General features: G+C 44.5%; 24 protein-coding genes. 20 read left to right on the forward strand and 4 right to left on the reverse strand.

Going from position 1 to position 24592, the window contains the following annotated elements; all coding sequences use genetic code 11:
- Window positions 1–31: 31 nt before the first annotated feature.
- From MKX71_RS03870 to MKX71_RS03895, 6 genes are all read left to right on the forward strand, one after another.
- A complete protein-coding gene (locus MKX71_RS03870) occupies window positions 32–2605 on the forward strand; it encodes a hypothetical protein (protein ID WP_213420396.1) in 2574 nt (857 codons plus the stop codon).
- A gap of 121 nt (window positions 2606–2726) precedes the next feature.
- Window positions 2727–4235 carry an extracellular solute-binding protein gene (locus tag MKX71_RS03875; protein WP_167407960.1) on the forward strand — a complete coding sequence of 503 codons (1509 nt, stop codon included), beginning with the start codon at window positions 2727–2729 and terminating at the stop codon, window positions 4233–4235.
- 54 nt (window positions 4236–4289) lie between these two features.
- A complete protein-coding gene (locus tag MKX71_RS03880; protein ID WP_069322444.1) occupies window positions 4290–5246 on the forward strand; it encodes a sugar ABC transporter permease in 957 nt (318 codons plus the stop codon).
- A gap of 13 nt (window positions 5247–5259) precedes the next feature.
- Entirely contained in the window at window positions 5260–6147 is an 888-nt protein-coding gene (locus MKX71_RS03885) for a carbohydrate ABC transporter permease (RefSeq protein ID WP_003233807.1), read from the forward strand.
- An 8-nt stretch (window positions 6148–6155) separates the two neighbouring features.
- Window positions 6156–7496, forward strand: coding sequence for an alpha-galacturonidase LplD (lplD, locus tag MKX71_RS03890; RefSeq protein ID WP_220396554.1), 1341 nt, complete (start codon window positions 6156–6158; stop codon window positions 7494–7496).
- Between the two features lie 82 nt (window positions 7497–7578).
- Window positions 7579–8274, forward strand: a complete 696-nt coding sequence (locus MKX71_RS03895; RefSeq protein WP_014479125.1) for a DUF421 domain-containing protein — start codon at window positions 7579–7581, stop codon at window positions 8272–8274.
- A 32-nt stretch (window positions 8275–8306) separates the two neighbouring features.
- Here MKX71_RS03895 and hmoA read toward each other — a convergent pair whose 3' ends face one another.
- The 3 genes from hmoA to MKX71_RS03910 all read right to left on the reverse strand — a co-directional run bounded on the left by hmoA (window position 8307) and on the right by MKX71_RS03910 (window position 9733).
- Window positions 8307–8633 carry a heme-degrading oxygenase HmoA gene (gene hmoA, locus MKX71_RS03900; protein WP_014479126.1) on the reverse strand — a complete coding sequence of 109 codons (327 nt, stop codon included), beginning with the start codon at window positions 8631–8633 and terminating at the stop codon, window positions 8307–8309.
- Window positions 8634–8736: 103 nt separating this feature from the next.
- Window positions 8737–9099, reverse strand: coding sequence for a VOC family protein (locus MKX71_RS03905; protein ID WP_003233803.1), 363 nt, complete (start codon window positions 9097–9099; stop codon window positions 8737–8739).
- A 91-nt stretch (window positions 9100–9190) separates the two neighbouring features.
- Window positions 9191–9733, reverse strand: a complete 543-nt coding sequence (locus MKX71_RS03910) for a hypothetical protein (protein WP_064671886.1) — start codon at window positions 9731–9733, stop codon at window positions 9191–9193.
- Window positions 9734–9930: 197 nt separating this feature from the next.
- Between MKX71_RS03910 and MKX71_RS03915 the strand changes: the two genes are divergently transcribed.
- The 3 genes from MKX71_RS03915 (at window position 9931) to MKX71_RS03925 (ending at window position 11878) form a co-directional block, all read left to right on the forward strand.
- Window positions 9931–10803, forward strand: coding sequence for an STAS domain-containing protein (locus tag MKX71_RS03915; RefSeq protein ID WP_116316367.1), 873 nt, complete (start codon window positions 9931–9933; stop codon window positions 10801–10803).
- A gap of 153 nt (window positions 10804–10956) precedes the next feature.
- Window positions 10957–11124 carry a YezD family protein gene (locus tag MKX71_RS03920; RefSeq protein WP_003244522.1) on the forward strand — a complete coding sequence of 56 codons (168 nt, stop codon included), beginning with the start codon at window positions 10957–10959 and terminating at the stop codon, window positions 11122–11124.
- Window positions 11125–11233: 109 nt separating this feature from the next.
- On the forward strand, window positions 11234–11878 hold the full coding sequence (locus MKX71_RS03925) for a Bax inhibitor-1 family protein (protein WP_003244397.1): 645 nt from the start codon (window positions 11234–11236) through the stop codon (window positions 11876–11878).
- Between the two features lie 57 nt (window positions 11879–11935).
- On the opposite strand, the gene MKX71_RS03930 is transcribed toward MKX71_RS03925, so the two are convergent.
- Window positions 11936–13351, reverse strand: coding sequence for a PLP-dependent aminotransferase family protein (locus tag MKX71_RS03930; RefSeq protein WP_029726642.1), 1416 nt, complete (start codon window positions 13349–13351; stop codon window positions 11936–11938).
- 201 nt (window positions 13352–13552) lie between these two features.
- On the opposite strand from MKX71_RS03930, the gene trpD reads away from it, so the two are divergent.
- From trpD to MKX71_RS03985, 11 genes are read left to right on the forward strand one after another with little or no spacing between them, the layout of a single operon-like run.
- The gene (gene trpD, locus MKX71_RS03935; protein ID WP_029726643.1) at window positions 13553–14611 is read left to right on the forward strand and encodes an anthranilate phosphoribosyltransferase; all 1059 of its coding nucleotides are present in this window, start codon (window positions 13553–13555) and stop codon (window positions 14609–14611) included.
- Window positions 14586–15368, forward strand: a complete 783-nt coding sequence (gene trpC, locus MKX71_RS03940) for an indole-3-glycerol phosphate synthase TrpC (RefSeq protein WP_029726644.1) — start codon at window positions 14586–14588, stop codon at window positions 15366–15368. Before trpD ends, trpC begins: the two co-directional genes overlap by 26 nt.
- A gap of 17 nt (window positions 15369–15385) precedes the next feature.
- A complete protein-coding gene (gene trpB / locus MKX71_RS03945; protein ID WP_029726645.1) occupies window positions 15386–16582 on the forward strand; it encodes a tryptophan synthase subunit beta in 1197 nt (398 codons plus the stop codon).
- Window positions 16579–17397, forward strand: coding sequence for a tryptophan synthase subunit alpha (gene trpA, locus MKX71_RS03950; RefSeq protein WP_029726646.1), 819 nt, complete (start codon window positions 16579–16581; stop codon window positions 17395–17397). The genes trpB and trpA overlap by 4 nt, the downstream gene beginning before the upstream one ends.
- Before the next feature lie 10 nt (window positions 17398–17407).
- Window positions 17408–18058 (forward strand): phosphoribosylanthranilate isomerase, encoded by a 651-nt coding sequence (locus tag MKX71_RS03955; RefSeq protein ID WP_128471733.1) that lies wholly within the window; start codon window positions 17408–17410, stop codon window positions 18056–18058.
- A complete protein-coding gene (locus MKX71_RS03960; RefSeq protein WP_029726648.1) occupies window positions 18043–19071 on the forward strand; it encodes a Gfo/Idh/MocA family oxidoreductase in 1029 nt (342 codons plus the stop codon). The genes MKX71_RS03955 and MKX71_RS03960 overlap by 16 nt, the downstream gene beginning before the upstream one ends.
- Entirely contained in the window at window positions 19068–20219 is a 1152-nt protein-coding gene (locus tag MKX71_RS03965; RefSeq protein ID WP_250620095.1) for a DegT/DnrJ/EryC1/StrS family aminotransferase, read from the forward strand. Before MKX71_RS03960 ends, MKX71_RS03965 begins: the two co-directional genes overlap by 4 nt.
- Window positions 20216–21343: a DegT/DnrJ/EryC1/StrS family aminotransferase gene (locus MKX71_RS03970; RefSeq protein WP_029726650.1), complete on the forward strand. Its 1128-nt coding sequence runs from the start codon at window positions 20216–20218 to the stop codon at window positions 21341–21343. Before MKX71_RS03965 ends, MKX71_RS03970 begins: the two co-directional genes overlap by 4 nt.
- Window positions 21318–22187, forward strand: a complete 870-nt coding sequence (locus MKX71_RS03975; protein ID WP_032678961.1) for a sugar phosphate isomerase/epimerase family protein — start codon at window positions 21318–21320, stop codon at window positions 22185–22187. Before MKX71_RS03970 ends, MKX71_RS03975 begins: the two co-directional genes overlap by 26 nt.
- On the forward strand, window positions 22180–23475 hold the full coding sequence (locus tag MKX71_RS03980) for a M20/M25/M40 family metallo-hydrolase (RefSeq protein WP_144483517.1): 1296 nt from the start codon (window positions 22180–22182) through the stop codon (window positions 23473–23475). The genes MKX71_RS03975 and MKX71_RS03980 overlap by 8 nt, the downstream gene beginning before the upstream one ends.
- Window positions 23472–24575, forward strand: coding sequence for an Ldh family oxidoreductase (locus tag MKX71_RS03985; protein ID WP_029726653.1), 1104 nt, complete (start codon window positions 23472–23474; stop codon window positions 24573–24575). The genes MKX71_RS03980 and MKX71_RS03985 overlap by 4 nt, the downstream gene beginning before the upstream one ends.
- Window positions 24576–24592 lie beyond the last annotated feature (17 nt).

Here is a 24592-nt window from a genome sequence, read left to right on the forward strand (position 1 = left end):
AATCAGCTTTTTTCTATGGAGGGAGAGACCGATGAAAAAGATCAAATGGTTATCAGGACAGCCAAAGGTGATAAGCGGTGTGACGTGGGGCGTGCCATGGAAAAAAGGAGAATTAAAAAAGGGTGACCGTCTGGCGCTTATGAATGAAAACGCGGAAACGCGATATGTGCAAAGCGAACCGTCGGCCTATTGGCCGGACGGGAGCATCAAGTGGACGAAGCACGCGGCGGTGTTTGGCGGTCAGGAAAACCAAAGCTTTACAGTGCACAAAAGAGAAGTGCCGCAGCCAACTGAATCGCTCAGCATTCATGAGACAGAGCATGATATCCAAGTGGATACAGGAGCACTCGTTTGTACCATTCATAAAACAGGATCTGATTTCATTCAATCATTGCAGATCAATGGAAAGCCGATCGCCGCAGGCGGGAGGCTCGTTGCGATAAGAGAAACGAGAAAAGAGTCAGCGGCGGAAACGGTTCTTTTTCAAGAAACGTCTGTCAGCCTTATCAAACAGGCGGCGATTGAGCAAAGCGGTCCTGTCAAAGCAGTAGTCAAAATCGAGGGAGTGCATGTGCTCCATAAAACGAATGAAGAATGGCTGCCGTTTGTCATCCGATTGACGTTTTATGCCGGGCTGTCTGAGATCGGCCTTGTGCACACGCAGCTGATTGACAGGAGCGGTAAACAAGAATTCATTAAGGGGCTCGGCATCGAATTTGCCCTTTTTTTGGAGGGAGAGCCGTACAACCGCCATTTCCGCTTTGCGGGAGAGAAAGGGATGTATAAAGAACCTTCCCAGCTGTTTGGCACACGTAAATTCAATGAACGATATCCGCTTTATGAAAAACAAATCAATGGCGAAATGCTGTCTCCAGATGAAGAGCATAAGGAATGGTTTGCACATGGCACACAGAATGCGGTTTGGGACGATGTCAAGCTCGTGCAGGATTCCAGCGATCATTACAGCCTGTCAAAACGGACCGGAAAAGATTATGCGTGGGTTGGAATGCTGCATGGCAGCCGGGCGAAGGGGCTTTGCTATGCGGGCGGAAAAAATGGCGGTGTGGCTCTCGGCCTGCGGTATTTCTTTGAGAAATATCCGTCAGCACTGGAAATCACAGGTCTTGCCGGCAGCCGCCCCAAAATGACTATCTGGCTTTGGCCTCCGGACGGCGAAGCGATGGATTTGCGGCATTATACAGGAAACACCCACGTGGTCAGCGCGTATGAAGGCTTTGATGAAATGCGCTCTGATCCGACAGGCATTGCGAACACAAATGAAATCAGCTTGGCGTGCTTTTCGCACATGCCGTCTGACGAAGTCCTCAATGCACTCGCTGACAAATGGCAGGCGCCGCCGCTCATTGTATGCGAGCCGGACGTCTATTACGAATCAAAAGCACTCGGGGTTTGGAGCATCATTGACACATCCCATCCGCTCAAAAAAGAGCTGGAAGAACAGCTCGATGCGGCCTTTCTGTTTTATAAAAAGGAAGTAGAGCAACGCAGATGGTACGGTTTTTGGCATTATGGCGATGTCATGCATACGTATGACCCGATCCGGCATATGTGGCGGTACGATCTCGGCGGATACGCATGGCAAAACAATGAGCTCGTTCCGACCTTATGGCTGTGGCAGGCGTTTTTCCGCTCAGGCAAAGAGGATATCTTTCGCATGGCAGAAGCCATGACCCGCCATACGAGCGAAACGGACAGCTTTCACCTCGGTGAATACGCCGGGCTTGGCTCACGGCATAATGTTGTGCACTGGGGATGCGGCTGCAAGGAAGCGAGAATCAGCATGGCCGGGCTTTATAAATTCTATTATTATCTGACGGGTGATGAGCGGACGGGAGATCTTTTGACAGAAGTGAAGGATGCCGATTATGCCCTCGTCAAAACCGATCCGATGCGCGCTTTTTACGAGAAAGGCAAGCACCCGACTCACGCCAGAACGGGACCGGACTGGGCGGCGTTTTGCTCGAACTGGCTGACGGAATGGGAGCGGACCGAAAATCCGGAATATCTCAAAAAAATCAAAACGGGAATCAACTGTCTGAAGCGGCTGCCGCTCCGCTTATTATCCGGCCCGACATTTGAATATGACCCGGCGACCTCGATGCTTCATCACATGGGAGACGGCATTGCGGGCGGATATCATATGATCATTGCCTTCGGCGCGCCGCAAGTGTGGATGGAGCTGGCTGAGCTTCTTGATGACCGGGAATGGGAGGATATGCTGAGTGAATTCGGCGAATTTTACACACTCAGTGATGAGGAAAAACGGAAAAAAAGCAGAGGCGCTCTTCATGACGGGCATTTTCACTGGCCGATGTTCGCCGCCGGTATGACAGCCTACGCCGCAAGAAAAAAGCAAGATCCTCATCTCGCCGCCAAAGCGTGGAATCTTTTGCTAGAAGATAAGCTCAGCCATACGCCGCTTCCGATCAAACCGGAGCGCATCGAGACATGGACGCAGCTAGAGGAGCTTCCATGGGTGACAACGAACACTGTCTCTCAATGGTGTTTAAATGTCATAGCGGCACTGGAACTGATCGGAGATTCCCTTCCGGCAAAAAAAGAAACATCGGGCAAAAAAGGATAACAGCCGGAATTTCATAGGAGAAATGGTGCAAAAAATGAAGATTGCAAGAATTTATGTAAGCGCTTTATATTGAGAGGGGCAAAGGGGAAATGCAAATTGAAAAAAGGGGGACTTACGCATCATGAAAATAAGAATGCGAAAAAAATGGATGGCCTTGCCGCTTGCTGCCATGATGATCGCCGGATGCAGCCATTCGGAAACATCCAATTCAGCAAGCGATTCGAAAGATACGATCAAAATTATGGCGCCGCTCTTATCGCCGGAAAGCCCGAGTGATAAGAGTCCTTCATTAAAAGCGCTCGAAAAATACACAGGCAAAGAGATTAAGGTCACATGGGTGCCTGATTCATCCTACAACGACAAATTCAACATCGTCATGGCTTCAGGAGAGATGCCTCACGCGATTGTCATTAAAGATAAGTCAGCCGGCTTTATCAAGTCTGTCAAAGCAGGGGCGTTTTGGGAGCTGTCTCCTTATTTAAAAGACTACAAGAATTTAAGCCAGGCAGATGAAAAGATTTTGAAGAACAGCTCGGTGAACGGCGAGGTGTACGGAATCTACAGAACGAGGGATCTGATTAGGGCGTGTATGATCATCAGAACCGACTGGCTGAAAAATGTCGGTCTGGATATGCCGGAAACGCTTGATGATTTCTATGAAGTGCTGAAAGCCTTTAAGGAAAAAGATCCTGACGGAAACGGCAAGGATGATACGTACGGCATGGTCGTGCCGAAATGGATGGGACTCGGCAACGGAAGCCCATGGGATGTTCTGCAAATCTGGTTCGGCGCTCCGAACCGCTACGGTGTTGAAAACGGAAAGCTGATTCCGGATTTTACAACGAAGGAATACATGGATGCGCTCACGTTTTTTAAAAAGCTCTATGATGAGGGATTGATCAATAAGGACTTTGCTGTCATGGATTCTGCGAAGTGGAATGATCCGGTTGTAAAAGGAAAAGCGGGTGTCATCGTTGATACAGGCTCAAGAGCGTCTCAAATCCAAAGCGCGATGGAGGAGGCGGATGAGTCGAACAAGGATATCATTGATATCGTCGGCTCGCTTGAGGGACCGAATGGCAAGCGCACCTTCCCGACATCTGGTTATTCAGGCATGATCGCGATACCAAAATCAAGTGTCAAAACCGAAAAAGAGCTGAAAGAGGTGCTGTCCTTCCTCGATAAGATGAATGATAAGGAGGCGCAGATTCTCACGAACAACGGAGTGAAGGGCCGCAATTACGAGCTCAAGGACGGCGTATTCACCTCACTTGAAAAAAATAATAAATCTCTCCTGTATGAGCATGAAGGCTTGGCACAGTTCAGCATGTCGATTCCGAAAAGCGAGTATTACATCGAAGACCAGAAAACCAAGCTCTTCCAGCATCGCAAGGACATCATAACCGAAGGAGAAAAAATAGCCGTCTTTAACCCGGCTGAGTCGCTTGTATCTGATGTCTATACCCAAAAAGGAGCCCAGCTTGACAACATCATCCTCGACGCGAGAACACAATTTATCATTGGAGAAATTGATGAAAAAGGGTTCGCTGATGCAGTGGAGCTTTGGAAAAAAAGCGGCGGCAATGACCTGATGAAGGACTTGAACAAATTGTACCAATCGTCAAAATAAACCGATGCGCCTGCCGTTCGGCGGGCGCCCCGGTAACATGAAAGGAGAACAGATATGGAAACAGTGCCGAAGAAGGGAAATTCACCTGTTCTCACCGCTGGAAAAGGCATCAGCTGGATGGCTGCGCTCAAACGGGACAAATGGCTTTATCTTCTTCTTATTCCCGGTCTGCTTTATTTCTTGATTTTCAAATACTTGCCGATGTGGGGTGTGCTGATCGCTTTTAAAGACTATTCGCCATATCTCGGCTTCTGGAAAAGCGAATGGGTCGGCTTTGATTATTTCAAAGACTTTTTTATGAATCCGGATTTTTTCCGGCTGCTGCGCAACACCCTCATGCTGGCGAGTCTGGATCTTTTGTTTGCCTTTCCCGCGCCTCTCATTTTGGCCCTGCTTTTGAATGAGGTAAGAAAGGCCGCGTATAAAAGATGTATCCAAACCTTCATTTACGTACCCCATTTCGTATCATGGACAATTGTGGTCAGCATCACCTTCGTTTTCTTTACTGTCGATACAGGTGTGATCAACAAAATGATCATGAGCCTGACAGGTGAGCAGATTTCTTTCTTGTCGGATGCAGACTGGTTCCGGCCGATGATTGTGATGCAAAGCATTTGGAAGGAGACAGGCTGGGGAACGATTCTATTTTTGGCAGCGCTCGCTACGGTTGATCAAGAGCAGTATGAAGCGGCCATCATGGACGGAGCGGGGCGGTTCAGGAGAATGTGGCATATTACGCTGCCGGCGATTAGAAGCACTATTATCGTTTTGTTGATTTTAAGAATCGGCAGCTTTTTGAATCTTGGCTTTGAACAGGTGTATTTGATGACGAACTCACTCAACCGCAGTGTGGCTGACATCTTCGACACGTATGTGTACATGATGGGGATTACCCAAGGGGCGTATAGCTACAGCACGGCGGTCGGTTTGTTTAAATCAGTTGTCGGGATTATCTTGATTTTTGGCGCCAATTACATTGCGAAAAAGTTTGATCAGGAAGGATTGTTTTAGAGGAGGGAGAGGTATGGCTGAAATTCACACGATGCACAACACCAAAGCCGGACGGGTGTTTGACGTCTGCAACATTCTGTTTCTCGGTGGTGTCGGCGCGATTACCATTTTGCCGTTTTTATATATTATCGCTGGTTCCTTTGCGACAGAAGCGGAACTCGCCCAGCGGAGCTTCTTTATTTTCCCGAAAACCTTTACACTTGATGCTTACAAGTATGTGTTTTCGACACCGACGTTCCTTCGAAGCATGGGTGTGTCCATCCTCATCACCGTGGTCGGGACGGCTGTACAGCTGTTTTTCACCTTCACGATGGCGTATCCGCTGGCGAAGCGGCATGTGAAGGGACGGAATCTGCTGTTGAATCTGGTGATTTTCTCCATGCTGTTTTCAGGCGGCATGATTCCGACGTACCTTGTCGTAAAATCACTTGGCCTTTTGGATACGTATTGGGCATTGATTCTGCCGATGGCGATTAATCCGTTCAACCTTATTATTATCAAAAACTTCTTTCAGCAGTTGCCGCGCGAGCTGGAGGAATCAGCAAAAATAGACGGCTGTTCCGAAATCGGCGTCTTCTGGCGGATCGCCCTGCCACTGTCAAAGCCGGTTATTGCGACCTTTGCGCTGTTTTATGCGGTCGGGATTTGGAATGATTTCTTCCACGCTCTCTTATATATCAATGACAGTGCAAAATGGCCGCTGCAAATGGTGCTTCGCCAAGTCACGATTTTATCGGATTTAACGGCGACCAATGGCGATACGATGCAAAATGCCGTTCCGCCGGAGCAGGGAATTAAACTCGCTGTCATTGTCATTGCGACGCTGCCGATTTTGGCGGTCTATCCATTTTTACAAAAACACTTTGCAAAAGGAATGCTGATCGGTTCGGTGAAAGGCTGAGAAAGGGAGTGTTTCATATCAGTACATTAGATCAGATTAAGATTGCCTATATCGGCGGGGGGTCCCAAGGCTGGGCCAGAAGCCTGATGAGTGATTTGTCGATTGATGAACGGATGTCAGGCACGGTGGCGCTCTATGATCTTGATTTTGAAGCCGCTCAGAAAAATGAAGTGATCGGCAATCACAGCGGGAACGGCAGATGGAGATATGAGGCTGTTTCTACTTTGAAAAAGGCGTTATCAGCTGCGGATATCGTCATTATTTCCATTTTGCCGGGATCACTGGATGATATGGAAGTCGATGTGCACTTGCCTGAGCGCTGCGGTATTTATCAGTCTGTAGGTGATACTGTCGGGCCTGGAGGGATCATCAGGGGCTTGCGTGCTGTGCCGATATTTGCGGAAATTGCCCGGGCAATAAGAGACTACGCACCTGAATCATGGGTCATTAATTATACAAACCCGATGTCTGTCTGTACAAGAGTGCTGTATAAAGTGTTTCCCGGCATCAAAGCGATTGGCTGCTGCCACGAGGTATTCGGGACGCAAAAGTTATTGGCGGAAATGGTCACGGAAAGGCTGGGGATTGAGGTGCCGCGGCGTGAGGATATCCGCGTTAATGTGCTCGGCATTAACCATTTTACATGGATCACAAAAGCCTCTTACCGCCATATTGACCTGCTGCCTATATTCCGTGAATTCAGCGCGCACTATGGGGAATCAGGATATGAGCTGGAGGGGGAATGCTGGAGGGACAGCGTCTTTTGTTCGGCACACCGTGTTGCGTTTGATTTATTTGAAACGTATGGCGCCATCCCTGCTGCGGGTGACAGGCATCTGGCAGAGTTTCTTCCCGGCCCATACCTCAAACAGCCTGAAGTATGGAAATTTCATCTCACACCTATATCATTCAGAAAACAAGACAGAGCTGAGAAACGACAAGAAACAGAACGGTTGATCGTGCAACAACGGGGCGTTGCTGAGAAAGCTTCGGGAGAAGAAGGCGTGAACATCATAGCGGCTCTTCTCGGATTGGGTGAACTCGTCACAAATGTAAATATGCCGAATCAAGGCCAGGTCTCAAACCTTCCTATACAAGCCATTGTCGAAACAAACGCATTCATCACAAGGAACCGTGTCCAGCCGATTTTGTCCGGAGCGCTTCCGAAAGGTGTGGAAATGCTGGCGGCTAGGCATATATCCAATCAGGAGGCAGTGGCGGACGCAGGTTTAACAAAGGATGTTGGCCTCGCGTTTCAAGCCTTCCTCAATGACCCGCTTGTCCAGATTGACCGCAGTGATGCAGAGCAGCTTTTCAATGACATGCTCCAATGCATCATGCAAAGCTGAGCTTGCCGATTAGCTCTTTCCGGTTTAGAAAGGAAAGCATTGACCATACTGATAGTATAATCAAGAAGTAGGTGCTATCAATATGGGAAATTATTTAAGTGTTGCGGTAGAACTGGTCTGCGGTTTAGGCATTTTATTTATCATCTTAAAGCTTCTCGGGAAAACCCAATTTTCTCAAATTACGCCGTTTGACTTTATTTCTGCTTTAATTTTAGGTGAATTGGTCGGAAATGCCGTCTACGATCATGAAATCAAAATCAAAGAAATTATTTTTGCTTCGCTATTGTGGGGCGTGCTGATTTATATTATTGAATTTATCACGCAAAAAATGAAATCATCGCGAAAGTTCTTGGAGGGCGAGCCGAATATCGTCATCCGCAAAGGGGAGCTTCAATATAAAGTATTGAAGAAAAATAAGATGGACATTAACCAGCTGCAAAGCCTTTTGAGGCAAGCGGGGAGCTTTTCGATTCAAGAAGTAGAATATGCGATTTTGGAAACAAACGGGATGGTCAGTGTGCTTCCAAAATCCGACTTTGACAAACCGACCAATAAGGATTTGCAGATTCCTTCGAAGTCTGTTTCCCTGCCGATCACTTTAATCATAGATGGAGAGATTGTCCGGGATAATCTGAAGGAAGCAGGTGTGGATGAACAGTGGCTGAAGCAAGAATTGAAAAAGAAGAACATTGATAAGACGGAGGACGTGTTATTTGCAGAATGGCATAAAAATAAGCCGCTGTATACCGTAACATACGAACAAAGCAGATCAACATGACTCTTAGAAAAAAGCTTGCAGGCGCAAGCTTTTTATTGATTGTATGTCCCTTGTTTGACAGCACGTACATGGTACATGCTCACTTCAGTGCTGATCAGATAGTCAGGCTTTGGTTTGCCTTTGTTTGCTTTGTGGCCGGCGATATGCGCATCGCTTTTTTCCCATTGCTTCCAGCGATCCTCTGATTCCCAGCGAATCATGACAACAACTTCCTCATCACCGCGGCGTACGTTTTTCTCAAGCACTGTCACATCAATTAAACCTTCTTGTTTTTCAATGATTCCTTCAGCGCTGAAACGTTCTATGACTTTATCTGCAAAGCCTTCTTTTACCGTCATTTTTCTCAACTGAACAAACATTCGTCTCACTCCAATCATTCTCACATATGAATAATTGTAAATGAAATTCATTCTCATTGTCAAAGAAAGCGCAGGGCGGAATCGAACCGCCGTGCGCAACAGTTTATTCTTTTAATAAAAACACATTTCCGTCTTCGTCCTTAAATTGAACGAAGGTGCCCCACTCCATTTGATTGGGCTCACCGAGAAATTCTACACCGTTTGTCTTCATTTTCTCGTATGTACCAAAGATGTCTTCGCATTCAAACACAATAGAAGCCTTCATTTGCTCTGAGCCTTTCATCATGGCTTTCGGGTAAATGACTAAACGAGTCTCGGCCCCTTTTGGCGCAACCTCCAGCCAGCTTGCTTCAGGTCCCATTGGGTGGTCCGCTGCAATATCAAAGCCTACCTTCTCTGTCCAAAATTGCTTCGCTTTCTGCTGGTCCTCGACATATACAGCAACAGTGCCAATTTGTTTGATCATAGGGAAACCTCCAAGTTGAAAAGATAATAATACTATAACCTGTTTACGGCCGAAGTAACATAAAAAAATCAGCCGGGAAACCGGCTGATTATTAAAATGAGCAGCTTACAACATCGATGTGATTTGTGTCTAAGGCGAAATAAACCCAGCGGCGCCGTGAGGAATCCCAATAAAAGCCGCCGACGGATCTTCTGCCAAGGATAATTGGGTAGAACCAAAATGAGCGGCCATTGGTTAACCAAACATAGGTAAATCGGAAAAGGCAAGGCCGAATGGTGATTGGTTCAACTAACAAAACGGCTCCTTGAGAACCCTGCGGTTTTGGGGGTTTCGCTGGTATTTGGGAAGGAGGAGGTCCCTGGGGCGCACCGCCGAAGCCTGGGCTGGCACCGCTGCCAATACCAGGGCCGGAGCCGCCGCCAAAACCTGGAACAGCGCCACCGCCAATACCAGGGCCGGAGCCGCCGCCAAAACCTGGAACAGCGCCACCGCCAATACCAGGGCCGGAGCCGCCGCCAGAGCCCGGAACAGCACCGCTGCCAATGCCAGGCCATGGATATCGGTATTCATATTCAAAAGCAGGCCAAGGCTCATAAAAATGCCCCGCAAACATATAAGGATCAACATAATACATGTGATAACGTCCTTTCTCATTGTAAACTGTACACTGCAGTTTATGCGGGCGGACTCTTATTGGTGCATTCGCCTAAGGATATGAAGCTGGAATGCTCTCAAAGAGCAGAATCATTTGATTTTTCTCTAGTCTTATTCACAATTCCGATTTATCATTTTATAATGAAAGTGCTTCTATTACGAAAAAGGAGACAGACCGTGAATATCGATCAATTATTATATCAATATATCATAGACAACACTGCGGATATTACTGAGAAATGGTTCAGTTTGCGTTGCCAGCTAAAAGGCGAGCTATATTCCGCCAGCCATTTAAGTGAAGAAACGAAAACACTTTTAACCGAGCAGCATACATTTACCAATATAACAATCGCAAGCGCATTTCTGGAGGATCAAACCGATTTTCAAGACAACATGACAAAATGGGCGGAAAACGTTGCGAAAAACAGGGTAGAGCAGGATGTTCAAGTTCATGAGGTCGTAGAAGCCATATCCAACTCTAGAATCTCATTCTGGGACGCAGTCGCCACATTTATAAAAGAGAATCAGGAGATCGTGACAAATGAGGATGCAGACCGATGGAACCGCATTGTGAATCAGTCGTTCGATAAGCTGATTATTGAATTCTCTGAGCAGTACCAAAAATTCATGCTGATGAGGCTCACATCTCAGCAGGAACTGATCTCAGAGCTTGGCTGCCCGGTCATTTCCATTGCCGATGGAATCGGGATATTGCCGCTTATCGGCTCCATTGATACAAAACGGGCACAGGTCATTTTAGAAACAGTGCCGGTCCGCTGTGTCGAGAGAAAAATCACAAGCCTCGTCGTTGATCTTTCGGGTGTTCCGATTGTGGATACCATGGTGGCTCAGCAATTGTACAACCTGTCTAAAACGCTTTTCTTATTAGGCGTCAAAGCCGTATTTTCAGGGATTCGCCCGGATGTGGCCCAAACATCGATTCAATTGGGGCTTGATTTTAGTGAATATGAAACGTACGGCACGCTGAAGCAGGCATTAGAAAATATGGGTGTCCGCTGTATTGTTGAGGAATTGGAAGAAAACAAATAGGAAGTTTCCAGGCATATGATTGTCCGTCACCGGGTGATCATATGCCTTTTTGATTTGAACAGAAATCACCATTGATTTATCAAAAAAAACATAATATTATAATTCTTATAAGAATACTGTGAATTAAACCTATTCGACAGGGGGGAAGGTCTTTTGGTTTCAAAATCAACGATTGATCCGGAAGTGATTGAAAAAATCATCAGCTCGCTGGAAACACTCGATTTCGGCACCGTTCAAATTACGGTTCATGATTCTCAGATTACCCAAATTGAGAAAATAGAAAAGCACCGTTTTTCGCTGAAAAGGAAAGAATCAAAATGATAATGTAAAGGGCGTTTGTTTTCATTAAATTCTCCTTAAAACATATACATATTTCATCCAATTTTTATATAATAGACCTTTAAGATCATTTTTTAGGAGGATTTTTGACATGCAAGCTACGGTTCACGAGAGTAAGCAATCGATCATGCAACGCATTTTGACAGTCTTTGTCTTTACTTTGCTGATCGCGACTGTCGGCCTTTTTATCGGCCAATTTGTTCCTGTCGCTTTGATGCTGCCGCTTTCTATTCTTGAAGTGGCGATGATTATTCTGGCCTTCTGGATGCGCAGAAGAAAAGCGGTCGGGTATGCGTTTGTATATACATTCGCGTTCGTTTCCGGCATTACCTTATTTCCGATCGTCAGCCATTACGCTTCCATCGCCGGCGCCTATGTCGTGCTCGAAGCCTTTGGCTCTACATTTGTCATTTTTGCCGTCTTGGGCACAATCGGCGCAAAAATGAAGAAGGATTTATCCTTCCTGTGGTCGTTTCTGCTGGTTGCGGTGCTCGCACTCGCAGTGGTAGGGATTTTCAACATTTTCAGCCCGTTAAACTCAGCGGCGATGATGGCGTATTCCGTGATCGGAACCATCGTCTTTTCCCTTTACATTTTGTATGATTTGAACCAAATCAAACACCGCCACATTACGGAAGACTTGATTCCCGTTATGGCGTTATCGCTGTACCTTGACTTTATCAACTTATTCATCAACCTGCTCCGCTTCTTCGGCATTTTGAGCAGTGATGATTAATGAAAAAGCGCCTGTCTTTGGATAGGCGCTTTATGAATGCAAGTGATCAGGTAACAGTTAAACAATGATTGAGTCTAGTCCTCGCTTAATTCTTCTTACACCCTTTTCAATTTCCTCAAGGCTCAGATGGCCGAAGCCAAGCAACCATTTTGAATTATGGCTATGAGATCGTCTAGTATAATCATTTGCCGGATAGATATGAACCCGTTCCTTTTTTAGTGCCTGCTGAAACTTGTCACTCGGATGATCATACTGAAAGTCGACCGCTAAATGAAGACCTGTGCTTTCCCCCATAATGCAAATGGATGAAAATTCTCTCTTCAGCATTTTTGTTAACAGGTTATTTTTTTGCTTATATATCTTATTGGCTTTTCTGATCTGACGGTCAAGGTGGCCCTGTGAAATAAATTCAGCAAGTGCTTTCTGCTCGAAAAGGGAAGAATGCAGGTCGCTGTACCATTTTTCTTTTCTGCATTGTTCAATCAGTTCATCGGGCAAAATCAAATAGCCGATGCGAAGAGCGGGCGACAATGTTTTACTGAATGTGCCAATATAAATCACACGGTCAGGATCAAGTTCATAGAGCGAACTGATAACGGGGCTAGTATAGCGAAATTCACTGTCATAATCATCTTCTACAATATAAGTGTTATGGTGCCTCGCGTATTGAATTAATTCAATTCTTCTTTGAATCGGCAGTGTTCCGCCAAGTGGAAATTGGTGGGATGGCGTCACATAGATCAGCTTTGGGGCTTCTTTGAATTTCAGATGTTTGGTGACTGCACCCAGCTGGTCTACTTCAAGAGAATGCATAGAGCAGTTCTTTTGGTTGAATATTCGGTAAATATCAATTGAACAAGGATCTTCTAAGCAAATTGAATCACCAGGATGAACCAAGGCATGAGACAAAATAGAAAGTCCTTGTGCGGCCCCATTTGTAATAATGATGTTTTCACTGGAGCAGCAAATTCCTCGTTTTAAATAGAGATAATCGGCTAAAGCCTTTCTCAATTCATACAGTCCCTCAGGTTTGCCATACCCGAATAACTGCTTTGGACTGTTTTTCATTGTTTCACTGTACACCTTTTGCCATTGAATTCTCGGAAATAATTGCAGGTCGGGCATTCCCGTTTTGAAATCTACAATATCCCCTGTATCAGTATGACAGGGATTAGTGAGAGTAGCAGTTTTTTGGTCTTTTATATTCTTACGTTTTGCACAATCTAATAAAATACCTTTGGATATAAAGCTCCCGGCCCCCTGCCGGCTTTCAATGTATCCTTCGGCATATAGCAATTCATAGGCCGAAATGACAACATTTCTCGATATCTTTAACTCTTTGGAAAGTTCCCTTGTTGAAGGGATTTTCCATCCTTCCTTTAGGCGGCCCGATAAGATTTCTTGTCTGATTTGGATGTAAATCTGTCTTGTAAGCGGTACTTTTGAGCTTTTATTTACCTTAATCCAAAGCATAGTGCGCACTCCTTCATTGTATAAAATACTCTTTTAAATAAATTATTAGAAAGAAATTTTATCCATTTTATAATAATTTTCGACGTAAAATGGTACTGTTAATTTTTTTAGTAATGGACCTATAATTGTAAATACTACCATGATATATTAATTACGCAAGTGAGAGGTTGTTTAACAATATAAGGAAAAAGGAGTGTTGGAGTGACAGCATTTAATCGTTATATTAAGAAAATAATCAATGGGAAACACCTGAACAGAGAAGAAGCCTATCAATGTATGAAACACATATTGGAAGACGATTACAGTACAGTGCAAATAGGAGCGCTGCTCACCTCGCTTACGCTCAAAGGGGAAACAAAAGATGAGATAATTGGTTTTATCCGTGCGATACGGGACAAAATGATTCCCTTTGAAAGGACTAAAGAAGTACTTGATACATGCGGAACAGGCGGTGACGGCAGCAATTCGTTTAATGCATCAACGACAGCCTCCCTGATTTCTTCTTCCGCAGGCATACCCGTAGCCAAAAATGGAAACAGGTCTTCTACCAGCAAATGCGGAAGTGCTGATTTATTAGAAGCGTTAGGACTCAATATAGAATTGCCCGCAGTACAATCACAGCAACTGTTAGAATCAACTGATTTTACCTTTTTATTTTCTCAATTCTTTCATCCGAAACTTAAAAAACTGGCGTCCGTCAGGAAGAGTCTGACTTTTCGAACTTGTTTTAATTTAATTGGGCCTTTATGCAGTCCGGCAAGGCCTGAAAGACAGCTGTTAGGTGTGCCCGATCCAAAGCTGATCCCATTTTTCGCAGACTTATTACTGGAATCAGGGGTGAAAAGAGCTTTAATTGTCAGCAGTATGGATGGATTTGATGAAATCAGTGTGTCAGCCCCTACTTCTATTTGTGAGATAGATCACAAAGAAACGAAGGAATATATCATTCATCCGGAACATTTTAATGTGTACAGGAGTAATGCCGAAGTGGTCAGCTGTGATAGTTTAGAAGATAGCGTCCAGGCTTTTTACAGTGTGTTAGATTGTCAGCAATCGGCCATTACTGATTTTTGCATTATGAATGCCGGGGCCGCGCTATATCTTGGTGGGAAAGCTGACAGTATAAAACAAGGTACTGAGCTGGCACGAGAGCTGCTAATCTCAGGTAAAGTGAAAGAACATTTCTTCCTTATTAAAAATGAGAGTCAGCGTTTGACAGAAGGAGAGCAGCTACATGAACATGTTAGACGAAATTATTGAATACAAGTATTCCGAAGTGAAAGAAAAGAAAAAATGCAAGCCTGAGTCGGAATTAATAAATATGATTCAGACTGCCAGGAAAACGAGAGACTTTTATCAAGCGATCCAAAAACCGAATATTTCTCTTATCGCCGAAGTGAAGAGAAAATCTCCTTCAAAAGGATTGATTCGGAAGGACTTTGATCCGCTCAAACTAGCCCGGACATATGATAAAAGCGGAGCAAGCGCAATTTCGGTGCTCATCGATGAAAAGTTTTTTGGAGGCAGTGCGAAGTATTTGAGAAAAGTCGCTAACGACCCCGATATTACAATACCAGTTATGTACAAGGAGTTTATTGTTGATCCCTATCAAATCTATGAAGCGAGAGCAAACGGAGCAGACGCTGTATTAATCATTGTCAGAGCGATAGATCAAACACTGTTATCAGAGCTTATTCAATTGGCCTACGACTTAGATATGGATGTACTTACAGAGACGTTTACACCGGAAGAAGTCACAAAGTCCATTGAAGCAGGCGCTAAAATTATCGGGGTAAATAACCGTGATCTGCAAACTTTTGAAGTGGATCTGGAGAAATCAAAGGTAATGAAAAAACGAATTCCTGATGAGTATCTAGCTGTTAGTGAAAGCGGTATCTTAACAAGGCAGGATGTACTTGCAGCACAGGAATTGGGGTTTGACGGGATGCTCGTCGGAGAAACCATTTTAAGGGCTGACAGTGTAGAAGAGAAAGTGAAGGAATTAACAAACTTTTGAGCTAGGGGGAGACGAATGTGAATGGTTTATTCGGTGAATATGGAGGAGCATACGTAGCTGAAACACTTGTCAGCAATTTAAATGAATTTGAAAGAAGCTTTGAAAGGCTGATGGCTGACAGTACTTTTATTGACGATTATCATGCGTTGCTAAGAGAGTTTGTGGGAAGACCCACCCCACTTACATATTTAAAGCAGCTCAGTACAGCATCCAAAGAAGGGCCTGCCATTTACCTGAAAAGAGAAGATTTGACTCATACGGGAGCTCACAAAATTAATAATGCACTCGGACAGGCGCTTATGGCCAAAAAATTAGGAAAAGAGAGAATTGTTGCCGAAACAGGTGCAGGCCAGCACGGTGTGGCTGTTGCAACAGTTTGTAGTTTTCTCAATCTTAATTGCGTTATTTATATGGGGGCATACGATGCGGAGAGACAGCGTATGAATGTCCAGCGGATGAAGCTTTTAGGAGCTGATGTAAAACTTGTCCATCACGGGACAAAAACGTTAAAAGACGCAATTAATGAAGCGATTCGCGATTGGGTTTCTTACGCAGATACGACTCATTATTTGTTAGGTTCAGCGGTAGGACCACATCCTTTTCCATCCATTGTCCGCCATTTTCAATCGATCATTGGAAAGGAAGCGAAAGAACAGATGATACAGGCGATCGGGGGGCTGCCGGATTATGTCATTGCCTGTGTCGGCGGAGGAAGCAATGCAATTGGCATGTTTAGCGCTTTTCTTGAGGAATCCGATGTGAAACTGATTGGCGTTCAGGCAGGCGGAGCGGGTCTTGAGAGCGGACATCATGCATCGCCATTGCTGGTCGGGAAAAGCGGAATCGTTCAAGGAATGAAAACGTATGTCCTGCAGGATAACGATGGACAAATTCTTGAAACTAAAAGCATAGCACCCGGTCTCGATTATCCCGGAGTAGGTCCGGAACACAGTTATTTAAAAGATTCGGGAAGAGTGGAATACACGTCTGTTAACGATCAGCAGGCATTGGATGCATTCCAGCTATTATCCAGAAAAGAAGGAATTATACCTGCACTTGAGTCTTCTCATGCTGTAGCCAAGGCAGTGGAACTTGCTAAACAATTAACGGGAGACAAAACCATATTGGTGAATCTTTCGGGGCGAGGCGATAAAGACTTGGAACAGGCGCTTTCGGCTATCGAAACAAGGCAAAAAGAGGGGGCTTCCTTATGATACAGCATAAAGTTGAAGAGATGTTTCAAGATTTGGAGAGGAAAGGGCAAAAAGCGCTGATTCCATATATTCCAGTTGGATATCCTCGTTTAGATGAAACCTTAGATTATATTGAGTGCATCAGTAGGGCTGGAGCCGATATGATTGAATTGGGTGTTCCATTTTCTGATCCGCTTGCGGACGGACCCGTCATCCAGGAAGCGGCGCAGATAGCACTTCAGCAGGGGGTTACTCTTCGAAAATGTTTGGAAACTGTAAAAGCTGTTCGTGCCAGCGGAAATACAATACCTATTGCGTTGATGGGCTACTGTAATTCATTCTCTGCTTATCAATTTGAAACGTTTGCCGCAGACGCTGAAGAAGCAGGAGTGAACGCCTTGATCATCCCTGATTTGCCGCCAGAAATGTCCGAATATTGGGTTGATTGTGCAAGCAAGCACCATATTGACATTATTTTCTTCATTGCTCCAACAACAACGGAAGAACGGATCGAGGTTATTTCTAAAGCCGGATCAGGTTTTATCTATTGTATTTCCGATCTTGGTGTAACAGGTGAAAGAGACAAGGTACCGATCGCTTTACCAGAGTTTATAAATCATCTCAGGGAAAAAATTAAGCTTCCTTTAGCAATTGGTTTTGGCATATCAATACCGGATCATGTCAGAGAAGTCAGTTCATTTGCTGATGGTGCCATTGTAGGGAGCGCGCTGATCAGGCTGATAAAAGAAACACCCAAGGATGAGCGGCTTCAAGCTGTATCCGTATTTATATCTAATTTAAAAGAGAGTACAAAATCAGTCCATTTGAATAGATGAGGTGAGATTGTTGAGTGTAGTCAAAATCTGCGGCATCAAAACGATGCTAGAAGCAGAAGAAGCTGTTGCGGCTGGAGCACAGGCTGTTGGGTTCGTTTTCTCTGCAGAAAGTAAACGGTACGTTACGCCCCAGCAAGCGCGGGAGATCATTCAGACGCTGCCCCCATTTGTATCCGCTGTTGGCGTTTTTGTAAATGAAAATCTAACGATAGTTAATGAAATTACTGCCAGCTGTGGAATGACATTTGCCCAGTTGCACGGTGAAGAGCCGCCTGAATATTGTGAACAGGTGATTTGTCCCGTGATTAAAACCATTAAAGTACGGTGTGAACAGGATTTACACGCATTCAGCCTTTATAAACCGCATTCATTTTTGCTGGACAGCTATGTGAAAGGAAGTCAGGGAGGGACAGGACAAACCTTCAATTGGGAGTTGGCCAAAGATGTTTCCAGCAGGCAGCGTGTGATACTGGCCGGAGGGCTGACGCCGAACAATATAACGGAAGCACTGGAAACTATTAAACCCCATGGGATTGATGTAAGTAGCGGTGTCGAAACCGGCGGCAAAAAAGATTTTTATAAAATGAGAGAACTGATCCGGCAATGCGGGTACTACCAAAACGTGAGGTTAGGAGAGAATGCGTCATGCTGCAGCCAATAATCATTGGATTTGGAAGATCGGGAAGAGATCTGCATTTGCGATGTTTACGGAAGGCTGCGGCATCAGAGGAAGCTGAAGACTTGTTTCATCAACAGGTCATCGTAATCGATCCGTATATTAAAAACAAATCGTTCGAAGATGTGGCGTTTTGCGGGAGTCTTCAAGAGGCGGCTGGACTTCGGCCATCAATCTGTCAGGATGCTGTTCTGCATATTTGCACTCCGCCATCGGCACATATTTCTGTCATTAAGGAAGCGGCTTCGGCCGGGTTTAGACATATGATTGTGGAAAAGCCGCTTACGGATGATGTTGGTGAGATTGATGCGCTGATCAAATCAGTAGAAGAACATCAGCTTGATGTTATCGTTGTCGCGAATTGGCTGTCCAGCCGATTAACCGCTAAAATTCAAACATTTTTAGAGCAAAAAACGTTTGGGAACCTGCAAGCTGTCTATCTGCAGCAGGATAAACCGAGATTTTGCCGTACACTTGAAAACTCATCACATGGCAATGCATTTGATATTGAGGCACCGCATCAAATGGCGCTTGCGTGCTTTTTACAAGGAGCCGATGCTGAAGTCATCGCTTCGGAGACAAAAGATATGGTGATCGGCCAGCAACGGTATATGCGCCTTGGCGGAGCGGAAGCTGTTCTTAAGCATACGAATGGTAGCCGTACATATATTGCATCGAATTTAACATCATTCGTTAAACAAAGAACCGTTAAAATTCAATTCGAGCAATATACGCTTCTAGGGCATTTTCCGCCTGATGGAAGCGACAGCTATTCAAACATTTCTATATATAACAGTGCTAACGAAATGGTTCATTCAGAATTAATTTATGATGACCCTTTAAGTTTATGTTTTATTGAATACTATCAATATTTTCACGGTATCTCTCAAATAAAACCAGTTAGTGATATTTATTTCAATCAAAAGATCATCCAATTACTTGAGGAAGCTAAAGCTAAAAGCGAGATAAAATTACATACAAAAGGAGCAGTCATATGACAGTAAAGAAAGACATGAGGATTCCATTTTTCTCTGGGAAAATTTCTTTCCACAAGCGTTGGGGCCTAATCTCAGAGAGACTGGACGAAGTCATTTCAGAAGGTAAATTTATTGACGGAGGTGCTGTCCGCTCTTTTGAAGCAGCTATACAGAATTATACAGGCGCAAAACATGCCGTAGCAGTGAATAACGCAACAGACGCACTGCAAATCATTTTAAAGGCAGCGGGCATTCAGCCTGGCGATGAGGTGATTGTACCTTGCTATTCCTTTTTTGCCTCGGCTTCGAGTATTGCGAATGTAGGCGCCACTCCAGTGTTTACAGACATTGAGCCTGAAACGTACAATATTTGCCCTGAACAAATTGAAGAAAAAATCACTCCAAACACAAAAGCAATTATGGTTGTTCATCTTTTTACACAAATGGCTGATATCAAAAAGCTGAAAGAAATTGCAGAAAAACACAATCTGATTCTGCTGGAAGATAGTGCCGAGGCGATTGGTATGAAAGCTGAAGGTATCCATGCCGGCCTTCACGGTCTGGCGGGTGTCCTATCCTTTTTCCCAACAAAAACGCTGGGCGGAATTGGCGACGGGGGCATGATTTTAACCAATGATGATGAGTTCGCTAAAACCTGTCGTTTACTTAGGCATCACGGCAAACTGGGGACAGAGTATTATCATGACATCATCGGTTATAACAGCAGAATGGATGATATTCAAGCAGCGGTCTTAGAGGAGAAATTAAGATATTTGCACGAAGATATTGTCCGCAGAAAAAAATTGGCAGAAGGATATGATGAAAGACTGAAAGAGCTTCATCCCACGGTGACGACGCCAACAGTTGTGGAGAAACCATATAGTGCTGTCCATGTTTATTATGTGTATTTAATAGAAGCTGATAACAGAAATGAACTTGCAGCTTATTTGCAAAAAAGAGGAATAGAAACAGAGGCTTATTATCCGTATCCGCTTCATCTGCAGCCATGCTTTCAATATCTCAATTATACACATGGAGACTTCCCGCATGCTGAGAGAGCGTCAACTCGTGCGTTAGGCCTTCCGCTATACCCAGATTTAACCGAAGATGAGCTTGATTATGTGTGTGATGTTATAACAGACTTTTACGAGGGTGGAGGCAGCTTATGATACAGCCATATCAAAACTATCAGTTGAGATATAAAAATGAGAAAGAAAGAATAAAATCTATCGTTTACGAAGCGGGATTGAAAGATCAGTTTATTTTAAAGGAAAAGGTCGCTCGCCTTGAAGAAAAAATAAAAGGATATACAGGTGCTCCTTATGCAACAGCAGTATCGAACGGCACTTCTGCCTTGATCATCATATTGAAAGCACTTGGTGTCAAACCCGGTGTGGACGTCCTGACACCGGCATTCTCCTTTATCGCGACAGCGAGCTGTATTTCTCTTCTCGGCGGAAACCCGATTTTTGTCGATATCGATAAGGAAACAGGAATGATTGATCCTGATGATGTTAAGCGAAAAATAACACCTTCGTCCCGCGTCATCATTGCTGCACATTTATTCTCTGTCATGGCTGATATGAAAAGATTGAGAGACATTGCAGATGAGCATGGACTGTTTTTGGTCGAAGATAGTGCTGTCGCGCTCGGGGGAACTATAGATGGCGTATCAGCGGGGCTATTGGGTGACATCGGCCTGTACTCGTTTTTCCCTGCAAAACCGATCGGGGGGATTGGTGACGGGGGCATGATTGTCACCAAGGATGATGAATTAGCAGCAAGATGCAAAATGCTAAGAAACCATGGTCAAGAAGAAGGCAAACGGTTTTATCACACTTTAATAGGCTATAACTATCGAATGGATGAACTAGTAGCCGACTTTATTTCACAGCGGCTGGAACAGTTGGAGCAAATCATAGAAAAACGAGGTGAACTTGCGGAACTGTATCATAAAGAGCTGGCACCTTCCGCAACTTATGTATCCTTGCCACCAAAAACGGAGTATCAGCGAGTATACTACACATATCTTGTACAAGCTGAATACCGTGATGAGCTTCAGTCATTTTTAGAAGAGAAAGGCATTGAGACTGTTGTTTTTTATCCTCTTGCCATTCATGAGCAAAAAGCTTATCAGCATTTGGGTCATCAGCCAGGAGATTTCCCAAATGCGGAGCAATTCGCAAGAAAGAGCTTAGCGTTTCCTTTGTATCCTGAGATGAGACATACCGACGTGCGACAGATCACAGAAAGGGTGAATGAATTTTATGCGGCTAAGCAACATCAGTCTTAGCGGGATAGCGGATGAAGCTGCCCAAACGCTTGATATGCAGATTAAAGCTCATCAAATGCTGGGGTGGCAAAGCATTGAGCTCCGGTCTATTCAAGGTTTATCTATTGCTGAACTTGACGAGGCTGCCTTCAATGATGTGGTTTCTTTGATACAGTCGCATGAAATGAAAGTAACCGCTTTTTCTTCAAAAGTGGGAAATTGGGAAAGGCCAATTACATTCGATAAGGAAACTGAAAAAGAAGAACTAAAAAGAATAGCTGAACGCATGCACCGTCTGAAAACACGTTACGTTCGGATTATGTCTTATCCAAATGACGGATTAGAGCCACAGGAATGGAAGGAAAAAGTAATCGCTCGCGTCAAAGAGCTGACAACATTAGCGGAGCAGGAAGACATTATTTTGCTGCATGAGAACTGTGCCGGCTGGGGCGGACAAAGTGCAGAGAATACAATTGAATTAATCACATCCATAAACAGCCAAGCATTAAGGCTATTGTTTGATATCGGAAACGGCATCACTTACGGCTATGACAGCTTATCCTTTTTAAAGGCTGTTTATCCTTATGTGGAGTATGTTCATATGAAAGACAGCTTGAGTGATGGTCAAAACATCCATTTTACCTTCCCAGGAGCCGGTGAATCGAAAGCGGCGGAGTGTTTGGCTTATTTAGCAGATCTGAATTATAAAGGTGTCATATCGATTGAACCGCATATTCATCTGATTCCTCATCTTGGTGAAGTTCCGGGGAATGAGAACGATCACTTTGCTTCATATATTAGATATGGAAGAGAAACGGAACAATTGGTCAGGTCGATCATGAAAACAGGAGTACACAATGGCTGAATTATTCACTGAATATTATGTTAATTTATTGACGGATTTGCTGAATATCGACACGACAACTCCGATGGAAACAGGAGTTGCCGGACACCATGAATACGCGTTGAAACGTTATGCAGAAGCTGCTTCACACTTAGGGTTTAAACCGGTTTATTTTGCTCCTCCGATGGAAGAAGATATTCTCAGATCTGAAATACCGGGGGCTGTAAAAGAGGTGTATGCAAAAATGGGCGATGCTTTTTTAAGCTCGCAGCCCAATCTGGTTATGGAACTGGGGTATTCACATGAACGAGAAGCAACCATTATGTTCAATTTTCATATCGATACAGTTGAAGGATACGGAATGACAAGCTATCGAAATGAGAACTTTTTTGGCCGGGGAGCCGTTGACATGAAGGGACCGGCAGTTGCTCTGTTGGCGGGACTGCAAGCGGCTCTTGAGGAAGCACCCTCGCTTACCGGAAATATGAAGGTGATCATCCAGGCTGTCTCCGGAGAAGAGGGTGGTGCAATGGGAGTGTATGGGACAAAGCTTCTTTGTGAAAGAGGTTACGTTGGCGCGCTGAATGTATTTATAGAACCAACGGAGCGTTTATTTTTCGATCATTCTACAACGTCAATGACCGCACAAATCACTGTTGATGGAAACGATTCAACCGACGATGCCCCTGCTGTAGGTCATAATGCCACCTTGGTTTTAGGATTCCTCGCTCAGTTTATGACGAAGGCGCTATCAAAGCGCTTAAACAATACGGATGCAAAAATGTGCCTTTCCGGTTTGCATACAGGCCGCATGCATAACAAGGTGTATGGATCAGGGGTTCTTAAGTGGAATTTCGCCTACTCTTCAATGGAGCAGCACAATTTAATTGAAAAGCTTGTAGAAGATAGCTATTCCGAAGCGATGAAAGCCTTTGTTTTGCAATTTGCCGATGTTCCTGATGCTGCAAAAACTGTGAGAGAAATAGACAGTATATGTACCTTAACGTGGGTAAAGAAGGAACTCCCAGTATTAAATAATAAGAATGAAGCAAAAAGAGCTTTACTCGAGGAATCTGGCTTGAAGCTGCTTCCCGGTCATATGCAATCAAAAGCGTTTACTTGTGATGCAATGTGGGCGCAAGGTGACGGAATGTATACTGTTGTATATGGACCAGGCAGCCTGGAAATCAATAATGCACATGGAAAAAATGAATATATCGAAAAGGCTGAATTGGAGAAGTTCAGCATGGACATCAAAAATCTGATTTTACATGTTAATGAGAAAACAAAGAAACGGGTGCTCAAATGAACTTTTATACATTTAAAGAAGATCAGTTATCTGAGTTTGTCAAAAATACTTTTATTCATCACGGTTTGCGAGACGATCATGCTGAAACTGCTGCTAAAGTACTGGCATACGCCGATTTAAACGGATTCTCAACACACGGAATCGCAAACTTGGAGAAAATTTACTTAACAAAAATTCAAAACGGCGATATGAATCCTAAAGCCGAAGTGCAGCATGTCATCGACCATCAGGCGATTTCGGTTTTAGACGCTCAGCACGGCATTGGGCTCGTCGTTGGTGATACGGCGATGAAAATCGCAATTGAAAAAGCGAAAATGTTCGGCGTCGGGATCGTAACCGTCAGAAACAGCTCTCACTTCGGTAGTGCAGGCTATTACAGCCATAAAGCATTACAAGAAAATATGCTAGGTTTTTCTATGACCAATTTAGGCTCACAAGGAGTGGCTCCGCCGATGGGCGGGACGGTAAATATGCTTGGTACAAACCCCATCAGTGTAAGCGCACCTTCACAAGAACTGCCGCCATTCTTATTAGATATGAGTACGACTGTTGCAGCTACTGGAAAAATAAAAGAAGCAGCGAGACAGGGGCGGTCTATTCCTGAGGGATGGCTGATCAACAAGGAAGGCCAAACGACAACAAATCCGCATGACTACCTTAATGGACAAGGGTTTATCCAGTTCCTTGGCGGGAGACCGGAAATGGGAGGAAACAAGGGATACGGCTTATCGATTTTAGTAGATATTTTATGCGGACTGCTTTCGGGGGCGGATATCGGTCCTCATTCCGGTGTATTGTCGGAAAAAGGGGCTGGAGAGAATGACTACAATGTCGGCCATTTCTTTATGACAATTAATATAGATGCATTCGTTCCAATCTCACAATTCAAACACCGTATGGAACAAATGCTAAGCACGCTAATGGCTTGTCCGACAACACAAACAGCGGATCAAGTCATTTATCCGGGTTATCTTGAAGGGGTGAGGAAGAAGGAGAACATTACGGTGGATGAAGTGATATTTGGTTCTTTAACCAACTTATCGAAACAGGCGGGAATCAGCATACCAGAATATGCACAGGCTTCAAAAGTCTATTCTTAATAAATTGGGGGATAACA

The organism is Bacillus sp. FSL M8-0071 (assembly GCF_037975455.1).
GTDB lineage: Bacteria > Bacillota > Bacilli > Bacillales > Bacillaceae > Bacillus > Bacillus subtilis.